The sequence below is a fragment of the Sphingomonas flavalba genome, assembly GCF_047553045.1.
Lineage (GTDB): Bacteria > Pseudomonadota > Alphaproteobacteria > Sphingomonadales > Sphingomonadaceae > Sphingomonas_L > Sphingomonas_L flavalba_A.
The window spans coordinates 447408-468482 of the sequence record NZ_CP180208.1 but is presented as its reverse complement, the minus strand read 5'-3'; the positions used below and the strand labels follow the sequence as shown (position 1 = coordinate 468482).

Genomic DNA, 21075 nt, shown 5'->3' with positions numbered 1-21075 from the left:
GGGGCGTGGTGTTCGGGCGGCACCGGCCCGCCAGAAGCAAAAAACCTTACCCGAAACGGTTGTCGCGCGGGAACCCGACCGGCGGCATCCGGCCGGCGGCGCCGCGCGCCGCGCGCCAGGGCGACAGGTCCGCCTCCGTCCGCGTCCGGCCGCTGTCACCGCCCATCGCCCAGCTCAGCCCGGCGGCGAAGACCAGCGTCGTCGCATCGGCCAGCCCGCCGTCGCGATAGCGTTGGAGCATCACCCCCTGCCCGCGCCCCATTTCCGGCAGCTCGGCGAGCGGGAACAGCACCAGCTTGCGATTGTCGCCGATCACCGCGACGTAATCCGCCTCCGCCGCGATCGGCCGCGCGATCTTCAGCTTCGCACCGGCGCGCAGGTTGACCAGTTGCTTGCCCTTGCGGGTTTCCGCCACCGCGTCGGCGGTACGGGCAATGAAGCCGCGCCCGTCCGACGAGGCGACGAGCAGCCGCCCCTCGGCATTGGCGACGGCGAGCGCGACGATGCCGGTATCGGCATCGAGATCGGTCATCAGCCGCACCGGCTCGCCATAGCCGCGCCCGCCGGGCAGCCGATCACCGGGCAGGGTGTAGACACGGCCGTTCTCCGCCGCGAGGATCAGCCGGTCGGTGGTCTGGGCGTGGAGGGCGTGGGCCGGGCCGTCGCCCTCCTTGAACTTCACCGCGTCGGCGGAAGCGAGGTCGATATGGCCGCGCAGCGCGCGAATCCAGCCGCGCTGGGACAGGATGACGGTGATCGGCTCACGCTCGACCATCGCCTCCAACGGGATATCGCGCGTCGGCGCCGCTTCCTCGACCAGCGTGCGGCGGCGGCCGAGCGGCGTGTCCGGGCCGTAGCGTTCACGCAGTTTCGCCAGATCACGCTTCAACCGGGTGCGCTGGCGGGCCGGCGAGCCGAGCAGCAGGGTCAGTTCCTCCCGCTCCTTTTCCAGCGCATCGCGCTCGCCGCGAATCTCCATCTCCTCCAGCTTGCGCAACGAGCGCAGGCGCATGTTGAGGATCGCCTCCGCCTGGCGGTCGGTCAGCGAGAATTCGGCCATCAGCACCGGTTTCGGTTCGTCCTCGCCACGGATGATCGCGATCACCCGATCAAGGTTCAGATAGGCGACCAGATAGCCTTCGAGCAGTTCGATCCGGTCGGCGATCTTGGCCAGCCGGTGCTCGGAGCGGCGGACGAGAACGACGAACTGGTGGGTCAGCCAGCCGTCCAGCACCTGCTTCAGGCTCATCACCCGGGGGGTGCGGGTGGCGTCGAGCACGTTCAGGTTCAGCGACACGCGGCTTTCGAGATCGGTCAGCCGGAACAGCCCGTCCATCAGCAATTGCGGGTCGACGGTGCGGCTGCGCGGTTCGAGGACGATGCGGATGTCGGTATCGGATTCGTCGCGGACATCGGCGAGGATCGGCAGCTTCTTGTCGTTGATCAGCGTCGCGATCTGTTCGATCAGCTTGCCCTTCTGGACGCCGTAAGGGATTTCGGTGACCACCGCGACCCATGTGCCGCGCCCCTCATCCTGCTTTTCCCAGCGCGAGCGGACGCGAAAGCCGCCATGGCCGGTGGCATAGGCCTCCGCGATCGCCGCCGGTGAATCGACGATGATCCCGCCGGTCGGGAAATCCGGCCCCTTCACATGGGCAAGCAGCGCCGCGTTGTCCGCCTCCGGCTGATCGATCAGCAGCATCGCCGCGTCGATCACCTCCGCCGCGTTGTGCGGCGGGATGCTGGTCGCCATGCCGACGGCGATGCCGCTGGCGCCGTTGGCAAGCAGATTGGGGAACAGGCCCGGCATGATTTCCGGTTCCTCGTCCTCGCCATTGTAGGTCGGGCGGAAATCGACGGTGCCGTCGTCGAGGCCGGCCATCAGGTCGATCGCGACCTGGGTCAACCGCGCCTCGGTATAGCGGTAGGCGGCGGCGTTATCGCCGTCGATATTGCCGAAATTGCCCTGCCCGTCGACCAGCGGATAGCGCAGGGCGAAGGTCTGGGCGAGGCGGACCATAGCGTCGTAGACCGACTGGTCGCCATGCGGGTGGTATTTGCCGATCACGTCGCCGACGACGCGGGCGCATTTCTTGTAGCCTGCGGCCGGGTCCAGTTTCAGCAGCCGCATCGCCCAGAGCAGCCGGCGGTGGACCGGTTTCAGCCCGTCGCGCAGGTCGGGCAGCGAGCGCGCCGTGATCGTCGACAGCGCGTAGACCAGATAGCGCTGGGACAGCGCGGAATCGAACGGGGCGTCAACGATGTTGCCGTCGGACGGATCAAGGACATCACTCATGCCGCGGCGTGTAGCAGCGCTTGGCATCGGACGGAAAGGGCCGTCATCCGGCGTCGAGCTGCGCCAGGTCGGCGGCGACCTCCGCCAGCAGCCATTCACCGAACTGCCTGATCTTCGGCACGGTGCGGCGGTGTTCGGGGTAGACCAGCCAATAGCCGTAGCCGCGCGTCGACACCTGCGCGAACGGCCGGACCAGCCGCCCTTCGGCCAGGTCCATCCGCCAGAAGAACGGCGTCAGCATCGCCATCCCCTGCCCGGCAATCGCGGCATGGCCTTCATTCGCCTGGGAATCGAGGCGGATGCCGGGGCGGATCGGCCCGTCCGGCACCGCGACGCCGGCGTCGCGCAGCCAGTCGTTCCACCATGGATCGTGCGGGCTGATCAGCGGCAGGCCGGGCAGATCGGCGGGGGCCAGCGTACCGCCGTGACGGGCGAGGAACGCCGGGCTGCACATCGGCGTGAAGGCGTTGCGGAACAGCAGTTTCGCGACCAGCCCCGGCCATTCGCCCCGCCCGGTACGGATCGCCACATCGACATCGTCGCTGACGAAATCGGTCAGCGTGTCGGTGGTCAGCATTCTGACCGCCAGATCGGGGTGGGCCATCTGATAGCCGCCGAGCCGCCAGGCGAGCCAGGTGTTCGCGAAGGTCAGCGAGGTGGAAATAGTCAGCATCGCCGCGTCTTCGGCACGAACCGAGGCGAAGGCGGTGTCGAGCGTATCGAACGCGCCGGACACCAGCGGCGCGATTCGCCTGCCGGTGTCGGTTAACGTCACCTGCCGCCGGGCACGGACGAACAGCGGCACCCCGACCCGTTCCTCCAGCAGCTTGATCTGATAGCTGACCGCCGCCTGGGTCATGCCCAGTTCCGCTGCGGCTGCGGTGAAATTCTCGTGCCGCGCAGCGGCCTCGAAAACTCGGACGGCGGCGAGTGGGGGCAGACGACGCATGACCAATCCATAAGCTGTACTTATGATTTAGGCGAGGGCTTTTGTTGGAAGATTCCCCAAGCAGCGGGCATATCACTTTTAGCAGGGCCTTATTTTTCAACAAGGAGATAGACAATGATCGATCCGATCGAAGCCCGGATGTGGAGCGACAACCACGCCGCGTTCAGCAACCAGGTTGAGCAGGCGGCTCGCGGGTTCTGGCGCAAATATGCGGCGGCACACGCCCATATCTACCGCGCACCCTGGCGGAGCCGGACCGGCGCCCGCTGATAAAAATGCTTGCCAGAATATTCACCCTGTTCGGCAAGCGGGGGGGAACCGGTGCCGGGTTAACCGGACGCCATGGCCGCCGGATTCCCCCGTCTGTTTGCCCTGCTCGCCGTAGCGCCTTTGCTGCTGGGCAGCATTGACCGTACGGTCAATCTGGAGCAGCGCCTGCTTGCCGCCCATAACCGCGAACGCGCCGCGCTTGATCTGCCGGCGCTGGAATGGGACCGGAAACTAAGCGCCGACGCCGCCGCATGGGCGCGGGCGCTGAGCAGCACCGGAACCTTCGAGCACAGCCGCGACGACCCCGACGACCCCGATCCGCAGGGCGAAAACCTGTGGGCCGGCACCGCCGGCGCCTACTCGCCGGAAGACATGGTCGGTCTGTGGGTCGACGAGAAGCACAACTACCGCCCCGGCCGCATCCCCAACGTATCGCTGACCGGCGATTTCGAGGATGTCGGCCATTATACTCAGGTGATCTGGCGTGCGACGCGCAAGGTCGGCTGCGCCCTCGCCACCGGCGGCCGCGAAGACGTGCTGGTCTGCCGCTACAGCGAAGGCGGCAACGTGCTGGGCGAACGCGCAATCTGACAAGAGGCGGCGATTGCGCCGACAGTTTCCAGCCCTGAAGCACCGCCCGCGTGACTACGGAGTAGCCAATTCGCCGACCGAGGCATTAGCGATTGCGGGACAGCACCATATCAGCGAGACACGCACCAACTTTCGCAAACGATGCTGGAACTGGAATGAACGCGCTTTCGGTTATTCGCTTTATTGTATCTCATCCGCTTAATCGCGAGGCCCCCCTTGCCGCCGTTTCCCGTTTCATCCGCTGGCAAATCGCCAGCCGCCTGATCAAAGCCCCGATCGCATTACCGTTTGCGGAAGATACGCGCCTACTAACCGAGAACGGAATGGCTGGCGCGACCGGCAATTGGTATTGCGGCCTGCATGAGCCGGAGGAGATGGGGTTCGCGCTCCACGCCCTTCGCCCGGACGATTTGTTTCTGGATATTGGCGCGAATATTGGGTCCTATTCCATATTGGCGGCGGGCGCGCGGCGCGCTCGCGCCATAGCGATCGAACCCGTGCCCTCCACCTTCGAAAGACTTGAGGCCAATATGCGCCTCAACAACCTCAGCCCTCGTGTAGAAACATTGTGCTGCGGCCTGTCATCAGAGCCGGGCACGATCCGCTTTACGGCTACGCTTGACACGATGAACCGGGTAGCCCTAGCTGACGAGACGCTGCCAACCATCGCGGTACCGGTGCGAACAATCGACGATATTTGCGTCGATGATATTCCCCAAATCATCAAAATCGATGTCGAAGGACACGAAATCCCCGTCTTGAGCGGTGGGGAGCGCACATTGATGTCCGACCGCGTTGAGGCCATTATAATGGAGACCAACGGATCGGGCGAGAAATTCGGTGTTTCCGATCAGGACATCAGAGACAAGATGAGCCAGTTCGGATTTCATCCCTATTGTTACGATCCGTTCAAGAGAGCATTCTCTGAGTACACAAATGGAAACAACACAATATTTGTAAGGAATATGGAGAAACTTCTGCACAAATGTCAGCAGGCCGTCACAACGCGACTCATCAACGGGACGATATGATTCTTCGGCGATGCCTGGCCTAGCTGGAGTTACGCCCTAGACCGGTGGCGTTTTCGCGCCCCTAGAAAAACGCGGTCAGGGCCAGCGAGAGATAGTGGGTGTTGGCGGTGCCGGGGCTGTTGGGGGCGGCGCGGTAGAAGCGGCCCTTGGCGAGCCAGGCGAAATTGCCTTCGAATTGCAGCCGGTCGCGGAGCAGCCAGTGGCGCAACCGCCCTTCAACCTGGGTGCCGACATAGCGCCCGGCGGCGCCCGCCGGATCGCGCACGCCGGACGTGGCGAACGCATCGGTCGCCGAATCCATCCATAGGCCGTGGACGGCGACGAAGGCGTCGGTTCGCGGCCCCGGCTCCACTTCCAGCCGCAGTGCCGGGCTGATGATGTTGGCGCGGCCGACCGCGCCGTAAATGCCCGACGGCGCCAGATCGCTGCGGCGCGAGCCATAGAGCGTGTCGAACCGGCCATAGCGCCGGCCGGGGCCATCGCCCGACGCCCATTCCAGTTCGACCGACAGTCGCGGCTGCCACGGCCCCGCCCATGTTCGCCCCGCTTCGGCATGGAGGTAGAAGGCGCTGACCGTCTGGCGCGGCGCGGCGGCAGCGGTCGACGCGGCGGCGCGGCCGAACTGGCGGGCATATTCAATGTCGAAATCGACGGCACCGGGCTGGGGATCGCGCAGCAACCGGGCGGTCAGCGTATGCAGGCGCCGGTCGCGGGTGGCACGCCCGCCGTCACGTTCGCTGAGCAGATAATAGCCGCCCTGCACCCGCGCGCCGGCCAGCGGCGCGGTCCCGACCCCGCCGATCAGGACGGTATCGAAGCTTTCGCGATCGACGGCGACACGGTTGGCGAGCAGCGCGTCGCGCCCGTCCGGCAGGCGGTTTTGCGGCAGCACGGCGAACAGTACCGCCGCCGGCCCGGCATCATCCTCTTCACCAAGATCGAGGCGGAAACCGGTGAAGCCGTTGGTGGTGTTGCGATAGCTGTCGTCGGCAACCAGCCGGCCGGAACCGGGACTCAGCACGAAACGGCCAGCCTGCAGCGTCGCCGCCGTACCGACCCGCGCCCGCACATAGGCCTGGACCAGTTCCAGCGCGTTGACCTCTCCGGTCGAGATCGGGCTGTCGCGTTCGGCAAGATAAGCGCGGCTGTCACGCAGTTCCGCGCCAAGTTCGACCGCGCCGGCGCGGTAGCGGGCGCCGACGATGGTACGGAACGCCAGCAAATCGTCCGGCGCGCCGAAACCGGCCCGCGCCTGCCGGTCGAGCGTTTCGTAGCGCGCGCGGACACTACCCGACAGGCTGAACCCGTCCTCTTCGGCGACAAAGGCGGCGGATGGCGCGGCGGCAAGCAGCCCCAGCAGAGCACAGGCCCGCACCGGCATGGCCGCCGCATGCCCAAAGAGGCGTCCAGTCCCAATCATGCGTCGATCAGGCGCGCGCGCCAGTGACAACCCCGACGGCGTTGCGGCGCAGGGCGGTCAACACCGTCGCGACGATCGCGTCGGCATCCAGCCCGGCTTCGGCATATTGCCGTTCCGGCGAATCATGGTCGATGAAATGATCGGGCAGCCGCATCGTGCGGAGCTTCAGCCCGGCGTCGATCAGCCCCTGATCGCTGGCCATGGTCAGCACATGCGCGCCCAGTCCGCCGATGCTCGCTTCCTCCACCGTCACCGCCACCTGATGGCTGGTAAGCAGGCGGCGAATCAGGTCCTCGTCGAGCGGCTTGGCGAAACGCAGATCGGCGACGGTGGTCGACAGGCCCTGCGCCTCCAGCCGATCGGCCGCCTTCAGCGCTTCGCCGAGCCGGGTGCCGAGCGAAAGCAGCGCAACGGTCTTGCCCTGCCGCACGACCCGGCCCTTGCCGATCGCCAGCCGTTCCGGCACCGCGGGCAGCGGTACGCCGACCCCTTCGCCGCGCGGATAGCGGACGGCGATCGGCCCGCTGTCATGGAGCGCGGCGGTGTGGACCATGTGGACCAGTTCCGCCTCGTCCGCCGCCGCCATCACGACGAAATTGGGCAAGGTGGCAAGGTAGGTGACGTCGAAACTGCCGGCATGGGTGGCGCCGTCCGCCCCGACCAGCCCGGCGCGGTCGATCGCGAACCGCACCGGCAGGTTCTGGATCGCGACGTCGTGAACGACCTGATCATAGGCGCGTTGCAGGAAGGTCGAGTAGATCGCGCAGAACGGCCGCATCCCCTGCGCGGCGAGGCCGGCGGCGAAGGTGACGGCGTGCTGTTCGGCGATGCCGACGTCGAAGCTGCGGTCCGGAAAGCGGGCGGCGAACTTGTCCAGCCCGGTGCCGGACGGCATCGCGGCGGTGATCGCGCAGATCGCGGGATCACGTTCCGCCTCGGCAAGCAGCGCCCTGGCGAACACGCCGGTGTAGCTCGGCGGCCCCGGCGGCGCCTTTGCCTGCTCGCCGGAGACGACGTCGAACTTGCGGACGCCGTGATATTTGTCGGGCGCCGCTTCGGCCGGGGCGTAGCCCTTGCCCTTCTGGGTCACGACGTGGACGAGGATCGGCCCTTCAGCGGCGTCGCGGACATTTTCGAGCACCGGGATCAGGTGATCGAGGTTATGCCCGTCGATCGGGCCGACATAATAGAAACCGAGTTCTTCGAACAGCGTGCCGCCCATCGTCATGCCACGGGCGAATTCGTCGGTCTTGCGCGCGGCGACGTGAAGCGGGCGCGGCAGCTTGCGCGCCACCCGGCGGGCAAGGCCGCGCAGGCCCAGAAATTCGCGGCTGGAGACGATGCGCGACAGATAGGCGGACAGGCCGCCGACCGGCGGCGCGATCGACATGTCATTGTCGTTCAGGATGACGACAAGCCGGTTGCCCGCCGCCTCCGCATTGTTCATCGCCTCATAGGCCATGCCGGCCGACATCGCGCCGTCGCCGATCACCGCGATCGCCTTGCCGGGCTGGTCGGCGAGCTTGTTGGCGACGGCGAAGCCGAGCGCGGCGGAGATCGAGGTCGAGCTGTGCGCGGCACCGAACGGGTCGTATTCGCTTTCGGCGCGGCGGGTGAAGCCGCTCAGCCCGCCGCCCTGGCGCAGGGTGCGGATACGGTCGCGCCGCCCGGTCAGAATCTTGTGCGGATAGGCCTGGTGGCCGACGTCCCAGATCAACCGGTCGGTCGGCGTGTCGAACACGTAATGGAGCGCCACCGCCAGTTCGACCACGCCCAGCCCGGCGCCAAGATGGCCGCCGGTGACCGAGACGGCCGAAATCGTCTCGCCACGCAGCTCGTCCGCTAGCTGGCGCAGCTGGTCTGGGCGGAGGCGGCGGAGGTCCGCCGGGGTATCGGCGGCGTCCAGCAACGGGGTGGCAGGCTTTTCGGCCATCAAGTTCCTCATTCGCCCGGCGTTCTAGAATAGCGTGTCGACGGTGTCGATGCGTCAGGCACAGCCGGCGCAGCGGCCGCGCACTTCGATGACCGGCCGTTCCGGCATGAAGCCGCTGCGCCGCGCCGTCTTGCGGACATCGCCGGCAACGCGGTCATCGTCGATGTGGATCGTCTGCCCGCATTTGTCGCAGACCAGGAAGATGCAGTCGTGGACGCAGCCGGGGTGGGCGTTGACGATATAGGCATTGGCGGTTTCCACCCGGCGCGCCAGATTTGCGGTCACGAACAGGTCCAGGATGCGGTAGACGCTGTTGGCGGCCACCCGGCGCCCGCGCGCCTGCGACACCGCATCGGCGATGTCATAGGCCGAAGCGGGCCGGTCGAAGCCGGCAAGCGCATCGAAAATGCAGGCACGCATATCGGTCCACTGCTCGCCGGACTGCTCAAGCACGTCCCTGGCGGCCCCGGCCAGCGCCGCCCCTTCGGGCTGGTGATGCTCGTGGCGGTCAATCATGGGACGGATGTAGGCTTTCCCGTCCCTTCCGGCAATATCGGCGGGGCGGGCGAGCGAGCGGTTCAGCGCACCGCGCGGATGTTCAGCATATGGCCGAAAGCGAGGATGCCGACACCGACGACGGTATAGGCCGCCTCCAGCCCGCTATGGTCCATGGCCAGCGCCGCCGCCATCACTCCCAGGCCGATGCCGCCGATCGCGGCCGGCAACACGCGGCGGTGGCGGATGATGCCGCCGGTCAGCGCGATCAGCCCCAGCCCGATCGCCAGCGTCAGCCCGATTTCGTGGACGGCGTGGCTGAAGAAGCTGCCCCCGGCCGAAACCAGCCCGAGCAGCACGGCGGTGCCGATGCAATGGACCATGCACAGGCCCGACAGAGCAATGGCCAGCCGGTCCAGTACCCCATCCCGGGCAAACCAAAGCGTGAGTCGCGATTCGTGCATGCCGGCGGCTATGCCACGAGCTTCAATGTGTTACAACATATCATTGCCATGCCCGGCGGCGCTTGCGCCCGCCGGGCGGGCGGGGCATAGGCCCGGCCGATGACCAGTGCCCAACGCAGATGGGGACGGCCCGCCGCTACCCCGCGCCCGCTCGCCCTGTCCTGGTGGCTGCTGCTGGTGGCGGCGCTGGTGTTCCTGATCATCGTCGTCGGCGGCATCACCCGGCTGACCGAATCCGGCCTGTCCATCGTCGAATGGAAGCCGGTGCGCGGCATCATACCGCCACTGAACGCCGAGCAATGGCAGGCGGAATTCGCCGCCTATCAGGCGATCCCGCAATATATCGAGCTGAACACCCACATGACGCTGGAGGGGTTCAAGCAGATCTATTTCTGGGAATATGTCCACCGCCTGATCGCCCGGGCGATCGGACTGGTGCTGGCGCTGGTCGCCCTCGCCTTCTGGTGGCGGGGGACGATTCCGCAGGGTTACGGCCGGCGGATCATCGTTATCCTGCTGCTCGGCGGGCTGCAGGGGGTGATCGGCTGGTGGATGGTCACGTCCGGCCTGCAATACCGCACCGAGGTCAGCCATATCCGCCTTGCCATCCATCTGATGGCGGCGCTGCTGATTTTCGCCGTCATCCTGTGGACGGTGTTCGACCTGCGCGCGCTGGCCCGCGACCCGGCCGCCCGGCCGGCGCGGCTGACCGGCATTGGCGCGATGGCGCTGGCGGTGCTGTCGGTCCAGATCATGTACGGCGCGTTCACCGCCGGGCTGCGGGCAGGCTATGCCTTTTCAAGCTGGCCGAAGATGGGCGACAACTGGTTTCCCGCCAACACGCCGATGCTCGACCCGGCCTGGCTGAACCTGTTCGACAACCCGATCGTCGTCCAGTTCATCCACCGCTGGGTCGCCTTCGCCGCCGCCGCCGCGCTTGGCGTGCTGGCGATGCGCGCGGCGAAGCGCGGCGGCCGGCCGGCGGCCCGCGCCGTCGCGGCGCTGCTCCTCGTCCAGATCCTGCTCGGCATCGCGACGCTGCACAGCGGCGTTCGCATCGACATCGCCGTCGCGCACCAGGGTGTCGCGGCGCTGCTGCTTGCCGCGTCGCTTGGCAGCGCGCACGCGCTTGGCCGCCGCCCCTGATCGGTATCGGGTATCCTAATACCCGTCCGCAAAGGCGCGGATTTGCTTGACTTACCGCCTCGCCTTCGCCAATAGGTCGCCAAGCACCGCCGTCCGGCAACGGGCGGCGCTTTGTTTACGCAAGACGAGGTCTGGGCCCATGAAGGCGCTGCTGAAGACCACCAAGTCGGTCACCCCGGCTCAGGTGGAAAAGAAATGGCATCTGATCGATGCCGACGGTCTGGTGGTCGGGCGCCTTGCCACGATTATCGCCAACATCCTGCGCGGCAAGCACAAGCCGAGCTACACCCCGCATATCGACTGTGGCGACAACGTCATCGTCATCAACGCGGACAAGGTGCGCTTCACCGGCAACAAGCTGAAGCAGAAAACCTATTACAAGCACACCGGCTATGCCGGCGGGCTGAAGGAAATCACTGCCGGCAAGGTGCTGGAAGGGCGTTTCCCGGAGCGCGTGCTTGAAAAGGCAGTGGAGCGGATGATCCCTCGCGGCCCGCTCGGCCGCCAGCAGATGCGCAACCTGCGCCTGTTTTCCGGCCCGGAGCACAGCCACACGGCCCAGAACCCCGAGCCGCTCGACATCGCTGCGATGAACCGCAAAAATAAGGTGGGCGCATAATGTCCGACAACCGCCAGTCCCTGTCCGACCTCGCCGCGCTGACCGGCGCGCAGGCCGCCACCCCCGCAGCCGCCACGCCGGCCGCCCCGGCCGATGCCGCTGAAACCCCCGTCGTCGCCGACGCCGCGCCGGCCCAGCCCACCGCGCCGCTGCGCGAACGCCAGGTTGACGCGCAGGGCCGCGCCTATGCCACCGGCCGCCGCAAGGATGCGGTTGCCCGCGTCTGGCTGAAGCCCGGCACCGGCAAGATCACGGTCAACGGCCGCGACCAGACCGTCTATTTCGCCCGTCCGACCCTGCGCCTGGTGCTCAACCAGCCGTTCAGCGTGTCGGAGCGCGAAGGCCAGTACGACGTGATCGCTACCGTCAAGGGCGGCGGCCTGTCCGGCCAGGCCGGCGCGGTCAAGCACGGCATCAGCCAGGCGCTGACCCGGTTCGAGCCGGTGCTGCGCGCGCCGGTCAAGGCCGCCGGCTTCCTGACCCGCGACAGCCGCACCGTCGAGCGTAAGAAGTACGGCAAGGCCAAGGCCCGCCGCAGCTTCCAGTTCTCGAAGCGCTAATCGCCGATCCGGCTTTTACGGCAAGGGGGCGGTTCCGGGACGCCGGGGCCGCCCCTTTCCTTTGCGCGCCCCCTTTTCCGCCACGCGCCATGGGCAAAGAAAGGGGCCGGCACGTCGCCGCGCCGGCCCAGTGCGTTCGCAGGTGGAACCCCGTTCAATAGTTATAGGCGCGCTCGCCATGCTCGCCGACATCAAGGCCTTCGCGCTCGACATCCTCGCTGACCCTAAGTCCGATCGTCAGCTTGACGATGCCGAAGGCGGCCGCCGAGCCGATGCCCGACCACAGCACCGCGACCACGACCGCCACCGCCTGGGTGACGAGCTGCGGCGCGATCGCGTAGTCGGCGGCGCCCGGCCCGCCCAGTGCCGGCGCATAGACGATCGCGGTGCCGAGCGAACCGATGATGCCGCCGATACCGTGGATCCCGAACGCATCGAGCGAATCGTCGAAGCGCAGGCGCGGCTTCAGCACACTGACAAACCAGAAACAGCAGGCGCTGGCGATCGCGCCGAGCAGGATCGCGCCGAGCGGGCCGCTATTGCCCGCCGCCGGGGTGACCGCGACCAGCCCGGCGATCGCGCCAGAAGCGGCGCCGAGCAGCGAGCATTTGTGTCCGGCGACCCGTTCCGCCAGCATCCAAGCCAGCACGCCCGCCGCCGTCGCGACGAAGGTGTTGACCATGGCCAGCGCCGCCGCGCCGTTCGCCTCCAGCGCCGAACCGGCGTTGAACCCGAACCAGCCGACCCACAGTAGCCCGGCGCCGATCAGCGTCATCACCAGCGAATGCGGCGCCATCACGTCGCGCTGGTAACCGGTGCGGCGGCCGAGCATCAGCGCGCCGACCAGCGCAGCGACGCCGGCATTGATGTGGACGACGGTGCCGCCGGCGAAATCGAGCGCGCCCATTTCGAACAGATAGCCGCCCGCCGCCCACACCATATGCGCGATCGGGAAATAGACGATGGTCAGCCAGATCGCCGCGAACAGCAGCGCCGCGGTGAACTTCAGCCGCTCCGCCAGACCGCCCAGCACCAGCGCGACGGTGATCGCGGCGAAGGTCATCTGGAACGACACGAACACATATTCAGGAATGGCGACACCGGCGGTAAAGGTTTCCGCCAGCGTTTCCGGCGTCACCCCGGCGAGGAACAGCTTCGCCCCGTCGCCGACGAACGGCCCGCCACCGCTGAACGCCAGGCTGTAGCCCCAGCCGACCCAAACCAGCATCGCCAGCGCACAGACGCCGAGCACCTGGGTCAGCATCGACAGCATGTTCTTGGTGCGGACAAGGCCGCCGTAGAACAGCGCAAGGCCGGGCACGATCATCAACAGCACCAGCACCGTCGCCGTCATCATCCACGCGACATCGCCCTTGTTGACGGTGTCGGCGGTGGCCGTAGCGACTGCCTGTGCCGGCCAAGACAGCCCCGCAGCGAGGAGTAACGCAACAATACCCTTGTACGGAAACGACATTCTGCCCTCCTTTTGCGGCTTGCGCCGATTGGCTTCGCCAGCGGCGGCAAAGCTGATGCCGCATCCGGCGCCGTGACGGAGTTGAACTGGCCTCTTCTGCGGCGGCCGATCGACCGGCTCGCACTGCATTGCGCCAAATGCGCCGGCTTTCGTCGGCACTGCGCGCGCGTCATCGAATGCAAAGGACCCGATGTCAGCGGTGACCAGTTTCATCGACCTCTCGCGATTACCCGAGAAGCTGCACCGCAAATGCCGTGCCACATGGCACCCTGCCGAAACGCAAGGGAATATTTTCTAGGGCTTAATCAGCACTGCCAATTCGTTGCACAGATGCAGAGGGAACGCCGCATTTTTAAGCAAAGTGGGAAGAGTCCCGCCTGCCGCCTCCGGCTCACGCCGCCCCCGCGCCATGTTCTTGCAGGAAAGACAGGCTTTCCGGCATCGTCTCCGCCGGACGCCATCCGAAAAGCGCCTCCAATTCCGATATATCGGCAAGCTGAAGAGCGCCGACGGCACCTTCGACAACATGCGCATGGCCACTTACTTTCCCGATCAGGCGCAGCAGCGGAATCGGCACGGCAAGCAGGCGCGCCGGCTTGCCGGTCACGACGGCGATCATTCGAACGAGATCACGGGTCGACACCGGTGCGCCATCCGACGGCTCAAAGCATTTCCCGGAAGCGATGTCCCAAGCCGCCTCGTCCGCCGCGCAGATCGCCGCGAGAAGATCAACAAGGTTATTCCGCGACAGATACGCTCGCTTCGCCCCGGCGCCGCCAAAAGGTAAAGGCAGCCCCTTAAGCACGAGGCTTGCCAACTGGCCGAAGCCCCCTTTTCCTCCAGCGCCGTATACCGGGGGCAAACGCAGAATGACGCTCTGAAGATCACCCGCGGCAAGAAACCTGTTCTCGATAGTCCGCTTGATCCGCGCATAGGGATAGGACCCGCCTGTCGGCACCTCCCGAGCATAGACGCTGCTCGCGACGATCACGCGGCGCGTCCCTGCTAAACGCATGGCGGATATCAATGCGTCTGCCATGGCGGCGGCAGCGCCATCGCCATCCGTCCGTCCCCGTTCGGGGTTATCCGCCAAATGCAGGACGATATCTGCGCCCCTCAGGATACTGGTCAATCCCGGGATATCGGCGTAATCGTCGACCCGGCACCAATCCGCACCGAATAAGTTTGCCTCTCTCTCCTGCCGGGAGATGCCCCTTACCTGGATGCCCAAGGCAGGAAGCGTGGACAACACGGCTGTTCCGATGAAACCAGAAGCGCCAGTGACCGCCACCGTTATCATATCATCATCCCGGAATAACGTACCGCTCTAGACAACAGTGACATGGCCAGACCGGAGCATGATTTCATGCACATTGCGTTCATATCTCAATATTTCTATCCAGAGTCATTTTCGAACAATTCGATTGCGCGCCATCTGGTTCACATGGGGCACAGCGTTGATGCCGTGACCTGCGTACCAAACTACCCCGCAGGAACATTCAGCCCGGGCTATTCAAACCGGCTTCGGCGCCAGGAGGTGTGGGAAGGTGTCCATATTTTTCGCGCGCTGACCGTTCCTCGCGGCAAGTCGGCCATTCGCCTGATGCTGAACTATCTACTCTACCCGATCGCCGCAAGCTGGACCCTAAGCCGGCGCTTGCGCCGCCGGCCGGACGTTTCCTTCGTTTCCATGCCATCGCCACTTTTCCAAGCTTTCGCCGGCATCACTCTAAAATGGCGCAAGGCGGTGCCGTGCGTGTATTGGGTTCAGGACATCTGGCCAGAGAGCGCGACCTACACGTTCGGTATTCGCAGCCCGTTGATCGTGCGCCCCCTGAACTGGATATGCGGCTGGCTTTATCGGCAAGCGGATATTGTCATGGTCCAGAGCGCCGCATTTCCGGCGATGATCGAACGGTTTGGCGTGGACGCCAGCCGCATTCGTATCCTTCCAAACACCGCGCCCGATAATTTCAAACCGATCGCGCCGGAGGACGCCCCAGCCGAGGCACACCTTGTTCCACAAGAAGGCTTCCGCCTGATGTTCGCCGGCAATATTGGGGAAAGCCAAGATTTCGACACGCTGATCGCCGCAGCCGCGTTACTACGGGATCGTATCGACCTTACCTGGGTCATCATAGGCTCAGGACGTGACGACGAACGCGTCCGACGGGTAATTACGGCGCATGGTTTAACCGACCGATTCCGCTTTCTCGGTCGCCACGAAGAAGAGCAGATGCCCTACTTCTTTTCACACGCCGATGCGATGATCGTCAGTCTCAAAGACAGCCCGATCTTCGCCTTGACGGTTCCGTACAAAGTTCAGTGCTATATGGCGTGCGGCAAACCGCTGATCGCCTCTTTGAACGGTGAAGGAGCGCGTATCATCAGCGAAGCCGGCGCGGGGCTGGTGGCGCCCGCATCGACGCCGCACCTGCTGGCCGAAGCGATCACCCGGATGATGGACATGCCGCTGGCCCAGCGCAACGAGATGGCGGAACGCAGCCGGGGGTATTTCGACGAGAATTACTCTCCGTCGGTGGTGTATGGACGCCTTGAGCAGACATTGAGCGAAGCGGCCGATACCCAGGCTTCGTAAGCCTTACCAAGCCCGGATCCCCCTGCGCAAATGGCGCGCCTGGGCTAGGGATTTTGCGCCATGGCGGCGCGAAGCATTGCGCAATTGGCCTGACGGTCCTCATCCGCCAACTGGCGGCTTCGACCAAAAGCCTGGGCGGCAAGGCGGATCGCTTGCCGCTCGACGGGCGTATACGCGCTGAACTGCCGGATCCATGCGCGAAACGCTTCGGGCTGATCCAAAGGCAGATCGGCGCCGACGCCTTTCGCCTGCAAATCACGCCAAGGCGTCTGATCACTAATTAGCACGGGCAATCCAACTGCCAACGCCTCCGCAATCACATGGCCGAAATTCTCACCCAAGGTTGGAAAGAAGAAGAAATCATATCCCGACAAGGTATCCAGCACCGCGTCATGATGAAGCGCACCGCAATATTTTACTCTTACATTGCCATGTAGCTTCGCAATATTCTCCTGACACGCCTCCCAATAGGCCTTATTCTCAAGTGTCCCATATATATCTAGATCCATATCCGGGACGCCCGGATCATCTAAAATATCTATTGCTCCCAATAAATTCTTTTTTTGACTAATTCTAGATAAAAAAACCCCTCTAATTCTCCTATAATTATCTGAGTTATGCTTTAATTCTGCCAATTTTTCATTTGTAGATAAATTTGATGCCACTGAAATACAAATAGATGGTCCGAAAATATTCTTTATGTCTTCTGCCTCATAATCGGACGATGCATGAAAAGTGACCCCACGATACAAGCCGAGGACCTTGGCTATCGCAATGAATGCACGTTTCTTCGGCGCCTTTAACGCCAATGCACCGCGCGACAACTCGCCTCGGGTCGCAAGCAACACCGGCCGCCGAGCAATACGGCCCAACCGGTGATATGCCAGAAACCGAAGGGTGGCGTCTGTGCTGAAGAAACTGTTCAGATACAGGAGGTCGAAATCGATATCGGCGAGGCTATCCAGAAGCGCTCGCCACCCGGCACGGCCCGGTGTACGGTAGAACACACGCGCCTTCCCACAATCCGTCCAGGTATTGGGAACCACCCCGGGATAGCCATGGTCATCCCCAAGATCCCGGTCCACCGCCACAATATGAAAATGAAATGTGTCGCCCAGTTGGGCAACCATGTTGGCAATAGAGCGGATCGGCCCCCCTGCCTTATAGCCCGGCAGATAATGATCCACCGACACCAGAACCACCGGACGCACAATAGTGGGCGTGAGGGCCGTCATGCTGAATAGCCCGCTATCGCAGTCGGTGCAGCTACGACCCAGGGCGCTTGTGGCTTCACAGCCCCCTCCTCATCGCTGGACAAAACCAGTATCCGCTCCAGGTACTCAGCCCCCGCCATGGCGCCCAAGCACCGCGCCCAGCCTGCCAGACTGCTCCGATCCTCGGGGGATATACGCCCTTTTGCAATCACGCGATTGAGCGCGGCGACCAGTGCATCCTCGTCTCCCGCAGTAAAAACAGCCCCAACTCCGCTGGCGCGGACCACGCCAGCCGCGCCGCAACGATCGCTGCAGATAGCAGGCGTGCCGGCAATCAGCGCCTCGGAGACCACCGCCCCCCAGCCGTCGTGCCGACTTGGCAACACAAGGCAATCGGCATCGACCATATGATCAGGGATGGCGTCCATGGACTGCAAGCCAAGCCACTTCACGCGCCCACCGGCGACTGCGCTGGCCTGGGCGCGCAACCGACTCTCCAACGGCCCGGTGCCAATAATCACCAGCTCGACAGCGTCATCTTCCAAGCGCCCCAATGCTGCCAGCAGAAGATCCAATCGCTTCCTCTCGATTAGCGCGCCGACATACAGCAAACGATACGGGGCCTCGGGCAGTGACGGTGAAGCCAAGCGCGGCGCCATGCTGCCAGGCAAAAAATAAGCGAACGGAAACACTCGCTCCTTTGGCGCACCACACTTCGCGAGCCAAGCGGGAGTAGCATGACCTGTCGCCAGTATGCCTGCCAGATGGCCCTGCGACCGACTGATCAATCGCCGATAAGCCGCCCGCCGCAGCACGCCCCTCCAGCCGCTATTGTCGACGGTTTCCATAATAACCCAGTGCTTGGCGCCGCGCTTTATCAGCGCGGCGCGCGCGTCACTGATCAAGCCATTCCCCCTGAATCCCTGGCAAATATGAATCGCGCCTTCCGGGACCTCGGCTACCAAACGCGCCATCGCCGCCGAATCCGGTGCAAACCGTAGTTGCGCCGCGCCAGTATCTGCTGGCCGCCAGCCCTGTTTCGCTCGATCATCCGACATCGGACGTTCAGCGACATAGGTGACGCTGTGGCCCCGCGCCGCCAGCTCCACCGCCAGCCCCGCCATGTGCGGCGACAAGATGCGCTGCCAGAACCAGATTTCAGGCAGAACGACCGTTCGCTGCGTCATTATTTCCATCCGCATAAGCCCAACCAAGAAGAACAAGGGCCAGCAGGCCCTGCCCACCCGGTGAGAACAAAGTGTTTTCCCCCAAATTGAGGGTCAGGATCACGACACATAGTGCAAAAGCGGCCAGGCTACCGCGGCTCGCCCCGCGCAACAGTACGAACAACCAACAGAGCACCAGAGCCGCGCCGAAGAGGCCAAGCTCCTCCATCACGGCAAGAGGCGCCACACCTTTTTCTACCGGCGCACCAAAGGGTATTCCAAATATAGGATCACGGTCGATGCCCCAAACGTTTCCCGGCACTGACGGGGTGCCAAACCCGATACCGGTAAACGGATGATGCCGAATATTGATCACCATCATGTCGATCAGAAAACCCCGAGACACATCATAGGCGCTCAGCAATCCATCCACGCCCGCACGGCCCGATTTCGACAAAAAATTCCGGATGAGATCAGCCACTGCACCGGCCGCGGCGATCGCGCCGATAACCCCCAACCAGATAATCGTGAAGAAGCGTGCTGAGAATAAGCCCGGCGCCAGGCTGGCAATGGACCTGCCAGAAAACGCCGGCAACGTCGCCAGAGCAAAGCCCACGCCCAGAACCATCGCCAGCCCGGCAGTTCGGGCTTCGGACAATAGGGTAATGGCGAGACTCATGACGGTGATCGCCAACAAGCCCCAACCGGGCTTACGCTCCCCCAACATCCGGGTGATAGCCCAGGTTCCAACCAATGCCGCGGTGCTGCCCATGACCTGGGGGTGATTGATCACACCCTGGAAGCCGGTACCATTCACAAGATAACCAAGCGGCAGCGCAATCAGCGGCAGGCTGACAACGAGGATTGTCGTCAACCCGCCGAATATGACTGCAGCTATCCTAGAGCGCTGCTCAGGAGAGCAGCCGACCCAAAGCGAAATCACCGCCATCATCGTTACGATCCAGGATATCGCCTTGGAAATGGAGACATCAGGCATCGAGCTGTAAACAATAGAGTGAATTACAATGAATACGCCAAGCAATATGGTCATAATAAGAAGGGATGATGGGCGAGCCCTTGAAGAAAATATCCAGCTTCGCGCGCCAGCGGACAACGCCACACCAAGAATAACGACATAGCGGCCGACACCGCCCCCGCCTTCTGGCGCCACACCTTCGCTCACCATCGTGAACAACCATGAAAGGAACAGCGCGTAAATCGCCTGACTTCGGCCGAATAAAGCAAATAAAGCCAGAAAACCATACGATGCCGCGACCGTCGACTCCGCTCCGCCCCGCATGGCAATCGCGACTATCGGCAGACCATAGGACAGGTCAGACAGGAAGCTGCGGGTCTCACCGCGCGAATGCGTCGTACTAGTCATACGATTCCATCACATAATCCCAGCACGTATGGAGCGACCCGGCCCCGCTCAACCCGGATTCCGCGGCCGCGGGCCGTCGCTTTTTTTCGGCAGACTTTTCGCGTCATGAGCAGATCATGCCCGACACTGTGATCGCTTGGCGTAGCCCCACACAAAGAGTCCTGTCTTCACTATAGCGCCAGCCAGCATCCCACCGACCAGAGCATATATCCCATGGGCAAAGAACAACGCGGCAGCGCCCAGAACCACCATACTCCACGGCACGGTTGCTCCAAGAACGAAATAGGGCCGATTAATGACCAGCAAGTAATTCCCGAGCGATGTCTGACCTGCCGTTATAATTCCAACGACCAGCATAATCAAAAACGCCGGCCATGCCTGTACAAATGCCGGACCAGCGTATGACAATATGAACGGCACACAAATTGCGAGCGGAATACTGACCACGGTTGCAACAAATACTTGCGCCATACTGAGAAATCGGCAGGAACGTCTCAATTCTTTCTCATTTCCTGACGAGTCCAGCGAAGAGAATATGGGCATAGCGGCCTGATTGGTCAGCCCGCTGATCACCAGTAATGCGCCCAGAATATTGTTCATCAATCCATAGATTCCGACGATAGCCAATCCATCTGGCGCGAACGCTTTAACGATGAGCTGAGCGGCCCAGATCGTCGGCGAATAGATCGCCGAGGTGAGGAATGCCGGCAAACCGAACGTGAGCAATAGGCGTAGATCAGAACGCCGCGGCAGAGCAAACACCCTCGCCCCCATATTCCTGACAATGCGCGCATAGATCAACAAGACAGCGACGAACCGGATCGCTTCCACCGCCACAAAGCCGGCGACCGCCCCCTGCAGGCCCCACAGCGTACCGAACCAGGGAATGATCAATAATGACAGCCCGGCAGCGACCAAAGCCGCCGCCCCTAACGCCTTGCCCCTCTCCAGCGACAACAGCACAACCAGCATGAGATTGTTAAAGGCCAGCAGGATAACCCACGCCAGCGTCCACCACGGTATGAGCGATAATTTCGGCAGGCTCAGGACGTCTGTAGCTATAGTACCGACCGCAAATGGCGCCACGATGCATAGCGAAACGCCCATCGCCAGTATGATCGCTGCGCTCAGATTAACGATTTCAATCGCCCGATGCGCGCCTTCCTGCAACATTTGTGGCACATGCTTCGAAACAAACGGTCCGGCCCCCAGGACGATAAAAAGCTCAAGGATATTCACCAACCCCTGCGTCAGGGTCAGGCGCCCGTAATCCTCCGCACCCAGCACTCGCGCCAGATAGATGACGACGATCATCATCGCCCCTTTCGAAAGGGCGAAGGACACCATCGTCCAGCTGGAAAGCGTCAGAAAGCGCTTGAGCGTGTCCGGGCTGATCAGCCCGCTTAACGGAGCCGTCCAGCGCGTGACAATGCGGCGCGCGATTTTGCGGGCACCGGCCACGTC

The 21075-nt window shown here is 63.7% G+C and carries 19 protein-coding genes; 7 read left to right on the top strand and 12 right to left on the bottom strand.

The window, feature by feature from the left end; translation table 11 throughout:
* Positions 1 to 46 precede the first annotated feature (46 nt).
* Positions 47 to 2296, bottom strand: coding sequence for a DNA topoisomerase IV subunit A (gene parC, locus ACMT1E_RS02215; RefSeq protein WP_414901972.1), 2250 nt, complete (start codon positions 2294 to 2296; stop codon positions 47 to 49).
* 43 nt (positions 2297 to 2339) lie between these two features.
* Positions 2340 to 3245, bottom strand: a complete 906-nt coding sequence (gene gcvA, locus ACMT1E_RS02210) for a transcriptional regulator GcvA (RefSeq protein WP_414901971.1) — start codon at positions 3243 to 3245, stop codon at positions 2340 to 2342.
* Positions 3246 to 3359: 114 nt separating this feature from the next.
* On the opposite strand from gcvA, the gene ACMT1E_RS02205 reads away from it, so the two are divergent.
* The 3 genes from ACMT1E_RS02205 to ACMT1E_RS02195 all read left to right on the top strand — a co-directional run bounded on the left by ACMT1E_RS02205 (position 3360) and on the right by ACMT1E_RS02195 (position 5137).
* Positions 3360 to 3515, top strand: a complete 156-nt coding sequence (locus ACMT1E_RS02205; RefSeq protein WP_414901970.1) for a hypothetical protein — start codon at positions 3360 to 3362, stop codon at positions 3513 to 3515.
* Between the two features lie 72 nt (positions 3516 to 3587).
* Positions 3588 to 4106: a CAP domain-containing protein gene (locus tag ACMT1E_RS02200; RefSeq protein WP_414901969.1), complete on the top strand. Its 519-nt coding sequence runs from the start codon at positions 3588 to 3590 to the stop codon at positions 4104 to 4106.
* 155 nt (positions 4107 to 4261) lie between these two features.
* Positions 4262 to 5137: an FkbM family methyltransferase gene (locus tag ACMT1E_RS02195; protein WP_414901968.1), complete on the top strand. Its 876-nt coding sequence runs from the start codon at positions 4262 to 4264 to the stop codon at positions 5135 to 5137.
* Positions 5138 to 5198: 61 nt separating this feature from the next.
* Here ACMT1E_RS02195 and ACMT1E_RS02190 read toward each other — a convergent pair whose 3' ends face one another.
* The 4 genes from ACMT1E_RS02190 to ACMT1E_RS02175 all read right to left on the bottom strand — a co-directional run bounded on the left by ACMT1E_RS02190 (position 5199) and on the right by ACMT1E_RS02175 (position 9449).
* The gene (locus ACMT1E_RS02190) at positions 5199 to 6518 is read right to left on the bottom strand and encodes an alginate export family protein (protein ID WP_414901967.1); all 1320 of its coding nucleotides are present in this window, start codon (positions 6516 to 6518) and stop codon (positions 5199 to 5201) included.
* A 46-nt stretch (positions 6519 to 6564) separates the two neighbouring features.
* Positions 6565 to 8490: a 1-deoxy-D-xylulose-5-phosphate synthase gene (gene dxs, locus ACMT1E_RS02185; RefSeq protein WP_414901966.1), complete on the bottom strand. Its 1926-nt coding sequence runs from the start codon at positions 8488 to 8490 to the stop codon at positions 6565 to 6567.
* Positions 8491 to 8544: 54 nt separating this feature from the next.
* Entirely contained in the window at positions 8545 to 9006 is a 462-nt protein-coding gene (locus tag ACMT1E_RS02180) for a Fur family transcriptional regulator (RefSeq protein WP_414901965.1), read from the bottom strand.
* Between the two features lie 62 nt (positions 9007 to 9068).
* Positions 9069 to 9449, bottom strand: coding sequence for a MerC domain-containing protein (locus ACMT1E_RS02175; protein WP_414901963.1), 381 nt, complete (start codon positions 9447 to 9449; stop codon positions 9069 to 9071).
* 99 nt (positions 9450 to 9548) lie between these two features.
* Here ACMT1E_RS02175 and ACMT1E_RS02170 point away from each other — a divergent pair, with 99 nt between their 5' ends.
* The 3 genes from ACMT1E_RS02170 to rpsI all read left to right on the top strand — a co-directional run bounded on the left by ACMT1E_RS02170 (position 9549) and on the right by rpsI (position 11774).
* The gene (locus ACMT1E_RS02170; RefSeq protein WP_414901962.1) at positions 9549 to 10595 is read left to right on the top strand and encodes a COX15/CtaA family protein; all 1047 of its coding nucleotides are present in this window, start codon (positions 9549 to 9551) and stop codon (positions 10593 to 10595) included.
* Positions 10596 to 10734: 139 nt separating this feature from the next.
* Positions 10735 to 11214: a 50S ribosomal protein L13 gene (rplM, locus tag ACMT1E_RS02165; RefSeq protein ID WP_414901960.1), complete on the top strand. Its 480-nt coding sequence runs from the start codon at positions 10735 to 10737 to the stop codon at positions 11212 to 11214.
* Positions 11214 to 11774: a 30S ribosomal protein S9 gene (gene rpsI, locus ACMT1E_RS02160; protein WP_414901959.1), complete on the top strand. Its 561-nt coding sequence runs from the start codon at positions 11214 to 11216 to the stop codon at positions 11772 to 11774. Before rplM ends, rpsI begins: the two co-directional genes overlap by 1 nt.
* Before the next feature lie 154 nt (positions 11775 to 11928).
* On the opposite strand, the gene ACMT1E_RS02155 is transcribed toward rpsI, so the two are convergent.
* Positions 11929 to 13248, bottom strand: coding sequence for an ammonium transporter (locus tag ACMT1E_RS02155; RefSeq protein ID WP_414901957.1), 1320 nt, complete (start codon positions 13246 to 13248; stop codon positions 11929 to 11931).
* Positions 13249 to 13639: 391 nt separating this feature from the next.
* Positions 13640 to 14548, bottom strand: a complete 909-nt coding sequence (locus ACMT1E_RS02150) for an NAD-dependent epimerase/dehydratase family protein (RefSeq protein ID WP_414901956.1) — start codon at positions 14546 to 14548, stop codon at positions 13640 to 13642.
* Positions 14549 to 14590: 42 nt separating this feature from the next.
* Here ACMT1E_RS02150 and ACMT1E_RS02145 point away from each other — a divergent pair, with 42 nt between their 5' ends.
* Complete coding sequence (locus ACMT1E_RS02145) at positions 14591 to 15847, top strand: glycosyltransferase family 4 protein (protein WP_414901955.1); 1257 nt, start codon at positions 14591 to 14593, stop codon at positions 15845 to 15847.
* Positions 15848 to 15891: 44 nt separating this feature from the next.
* On the opposite strand, the gene ACMT1E_RS02140 is transcribed toward ACMT1E_RS02145, so the two are convergent.
* From ACMT1E_RS02140 to ACMT1E_RS02125, 4 genes are all read right to left on the bottom strand, one after another.
* Entirely contained in the window at positions 15892 to 17082 is a 1191-nt protein-coding gene (locus ACMT1E_RS02140) for a glycosyltransferase (protein ID WP_414901953.1), read from the bottom strand.
* Positions 17079 to 18248 carry a glycosyltransferase family 4 protein gene (locus ACMT1E_RS02135; RefSeq protein ID WP_414901952.1) on the bottom strand — a complete coding sequence of 390 codons (1170 nt, stop codon included), beginning with the start codon at positions 18246 to 18248 and terminating at the stop codon, positions 17079 to 17081. The genes ACMT1E_RS02140 and ACMT1E_RS02135 overlap by 4 nt, the downstream gene beginning before the upstream one ends.
* Positions 18220 to 19611 carry a hypothetical protein gene (locus ACMT1E_RS02130; protein WP_414901951.1) on the bottom strand — a complete coding sequence of 464 codons (1392 nt, stop codon included), beginning with the start codon at positions 19609 to 19611 and terminating at the stop codon, positions 18220 to 18222. The genes ACMT1E_RS02135 and ACMT1E_RS02130 overlap by 29 nt, the downstream gene beginning before the upstream one ends.
* Positions 19612 to 19725: 114 nt before the next feature.
* Positions 19726 to 21072, bottom strand: coding sequence for an oligosaccharide flippase family protein (locus ACMT1E_RS02125; RefSeq protein ID WP_414901949.1), 1347 nt, complete (start codon positions 21070 to 21072; stop codon positions 19726 to 19728).
* Positions 21073 to 21075 lie beyond the last annotated feature (3 nt).

What these genes read in the sequence shown, in the direction of transcription:
- ACMT1E_RS02150 (WP_414901956.1), bottom strand. Translation starts at nt 14,548, where the DNA reads ATGATAACGGTGGCGGTCACTGGCGCTTCTGGTTTCATCGGAACAGCC.
- ACMT1E_RS02170 (WP_414901962.1), top strand. Translation starts at nt 9,549, where the DNA reads ATGACCAGTGCCCAACGCAGATGGGGACGGCCCGCCGCTACCCCGCGC.
- ACMT1E_RS02200 (WP_414901969.1), top strand. Translation starts at nt 3,588, where the DNA reads ATGGCCGCCGGATTCCCCCGTCTGTTTGCCCTGCTCGCCGTAGCGCCT.
- ACMT1E_RS02155 (WP_414901957.1), bottom strand. Translation starts at nt 13,248, where the DNA reads ATGTCGTTTCCGTACAAGGGTATTGTTGCGTTACTCCTCGCTGCGGGG.
- ACMT1E_RS02130 (WP_414901951.1), bottom strand. Translation starts at nt 19,611, where the DNA reads ATGACTAGTACGACGCATTCGCGCGGTGAGACCCGCAGCTTCCTGTCT.
- ACMT1E_RS02135 (WP_414901952.1), bottom strand. Translation starts at nt 18,248, where the DNA reads ATGACGCAGCGAACGGTCGTTCTGCCTGAAATCTGGTTCTGGCAGCGC.
- gcvA (WP_414901971.1), bottom strand. Translation starts at nt 3,245, where the DNA reads ATGCGTCGTCTGCCCCCACTCGCCGCCGTCCGAGTTTTCGAGGCCGCT.
- parC (WP_414901972.1), bottom strand. Translation starts at nt 2,296, where the DNA reads ATGAGTGATGTCCTTGATCCGTCCGACGGCAACATCGTTGACGCCCCG.
- ACMT1E_RS02195 (WP_414901968.1), top strand. Translation starts at nt 4,262, where the DNA reads ATGAACGCGCTTTCGGTTATTCGCTTTATTGTATCTCATCCGCTTAAT.
- ACMT1E_RS02180 (WP_414901965.1), bottom strand. Translation starts at nt 9,006, where the DNA reads ATGATTGACCGCCACGAGCATCACCAGCCCGAAGGGGCGGCGCTGGCC.
- ACMT1E_RS02140 (WP_414901953.1), bottom strand. Translation starts at nt 17,082, where the DNA reads ATGACGGCCCTCACGCCCACTATTGTGCGTCCGGTGGTTCTGGTGTCG.
- ACMT1E_RS02205 (WP_414901970.1), top strand. Translation starts at nt 3,360, where the DNA reads ATGATCGATCCGATCGAAGCCCGGATGTGGAGCGACAACCACGCCGCG.
- ACMT1E_RS02190 (WP_414901967.1), bottom strand. Translation starts at nt 6,518, where the DNA reads ATGCCGGTGCGGGCCTGTGCTCTGCTGGGGCTGCTTGCCGCCGCGCCA.
- rpsI (WP_414901959.1), top strand. Translation starts at nt 11,214, where the DNA reads ATGTCCGACAACCGCCAGTCCCTGTCCGACCTCGCCGCGCTGACCGGC.
- dxs (WP_414901966.1), bottom strand. Translation starts at nt 8,490, where the DNA reads ATGGCCGAAAAGCCTGCCACCCCGTTGCTGGACGCCGCCGATACCCCG.
- rplM (WP_414901960.1), top strand. Translation starts at nt 10,735, where the DNA reads ATGAAGGCGCTGCTGAAGACCACCAAGTCGGTCACCCCGGCTCAGGTG.
- ACMT1E_RS02145 (WP_414901955.1), top strand. Translation starts at nt 14,591, where the DNA reads ATGGCCAGACCGGAGCATGATTTCATGCACATTGCGTTCATATCTCAA.
- ACMT1E_RS02175 (WP_414901963.1), bottom strand. Translation starts at nt 9,449, where the DNA reads ATGCACGAATCGCGACTCACGCTTTGGTTTGCCCGGGATGGGGTACTG.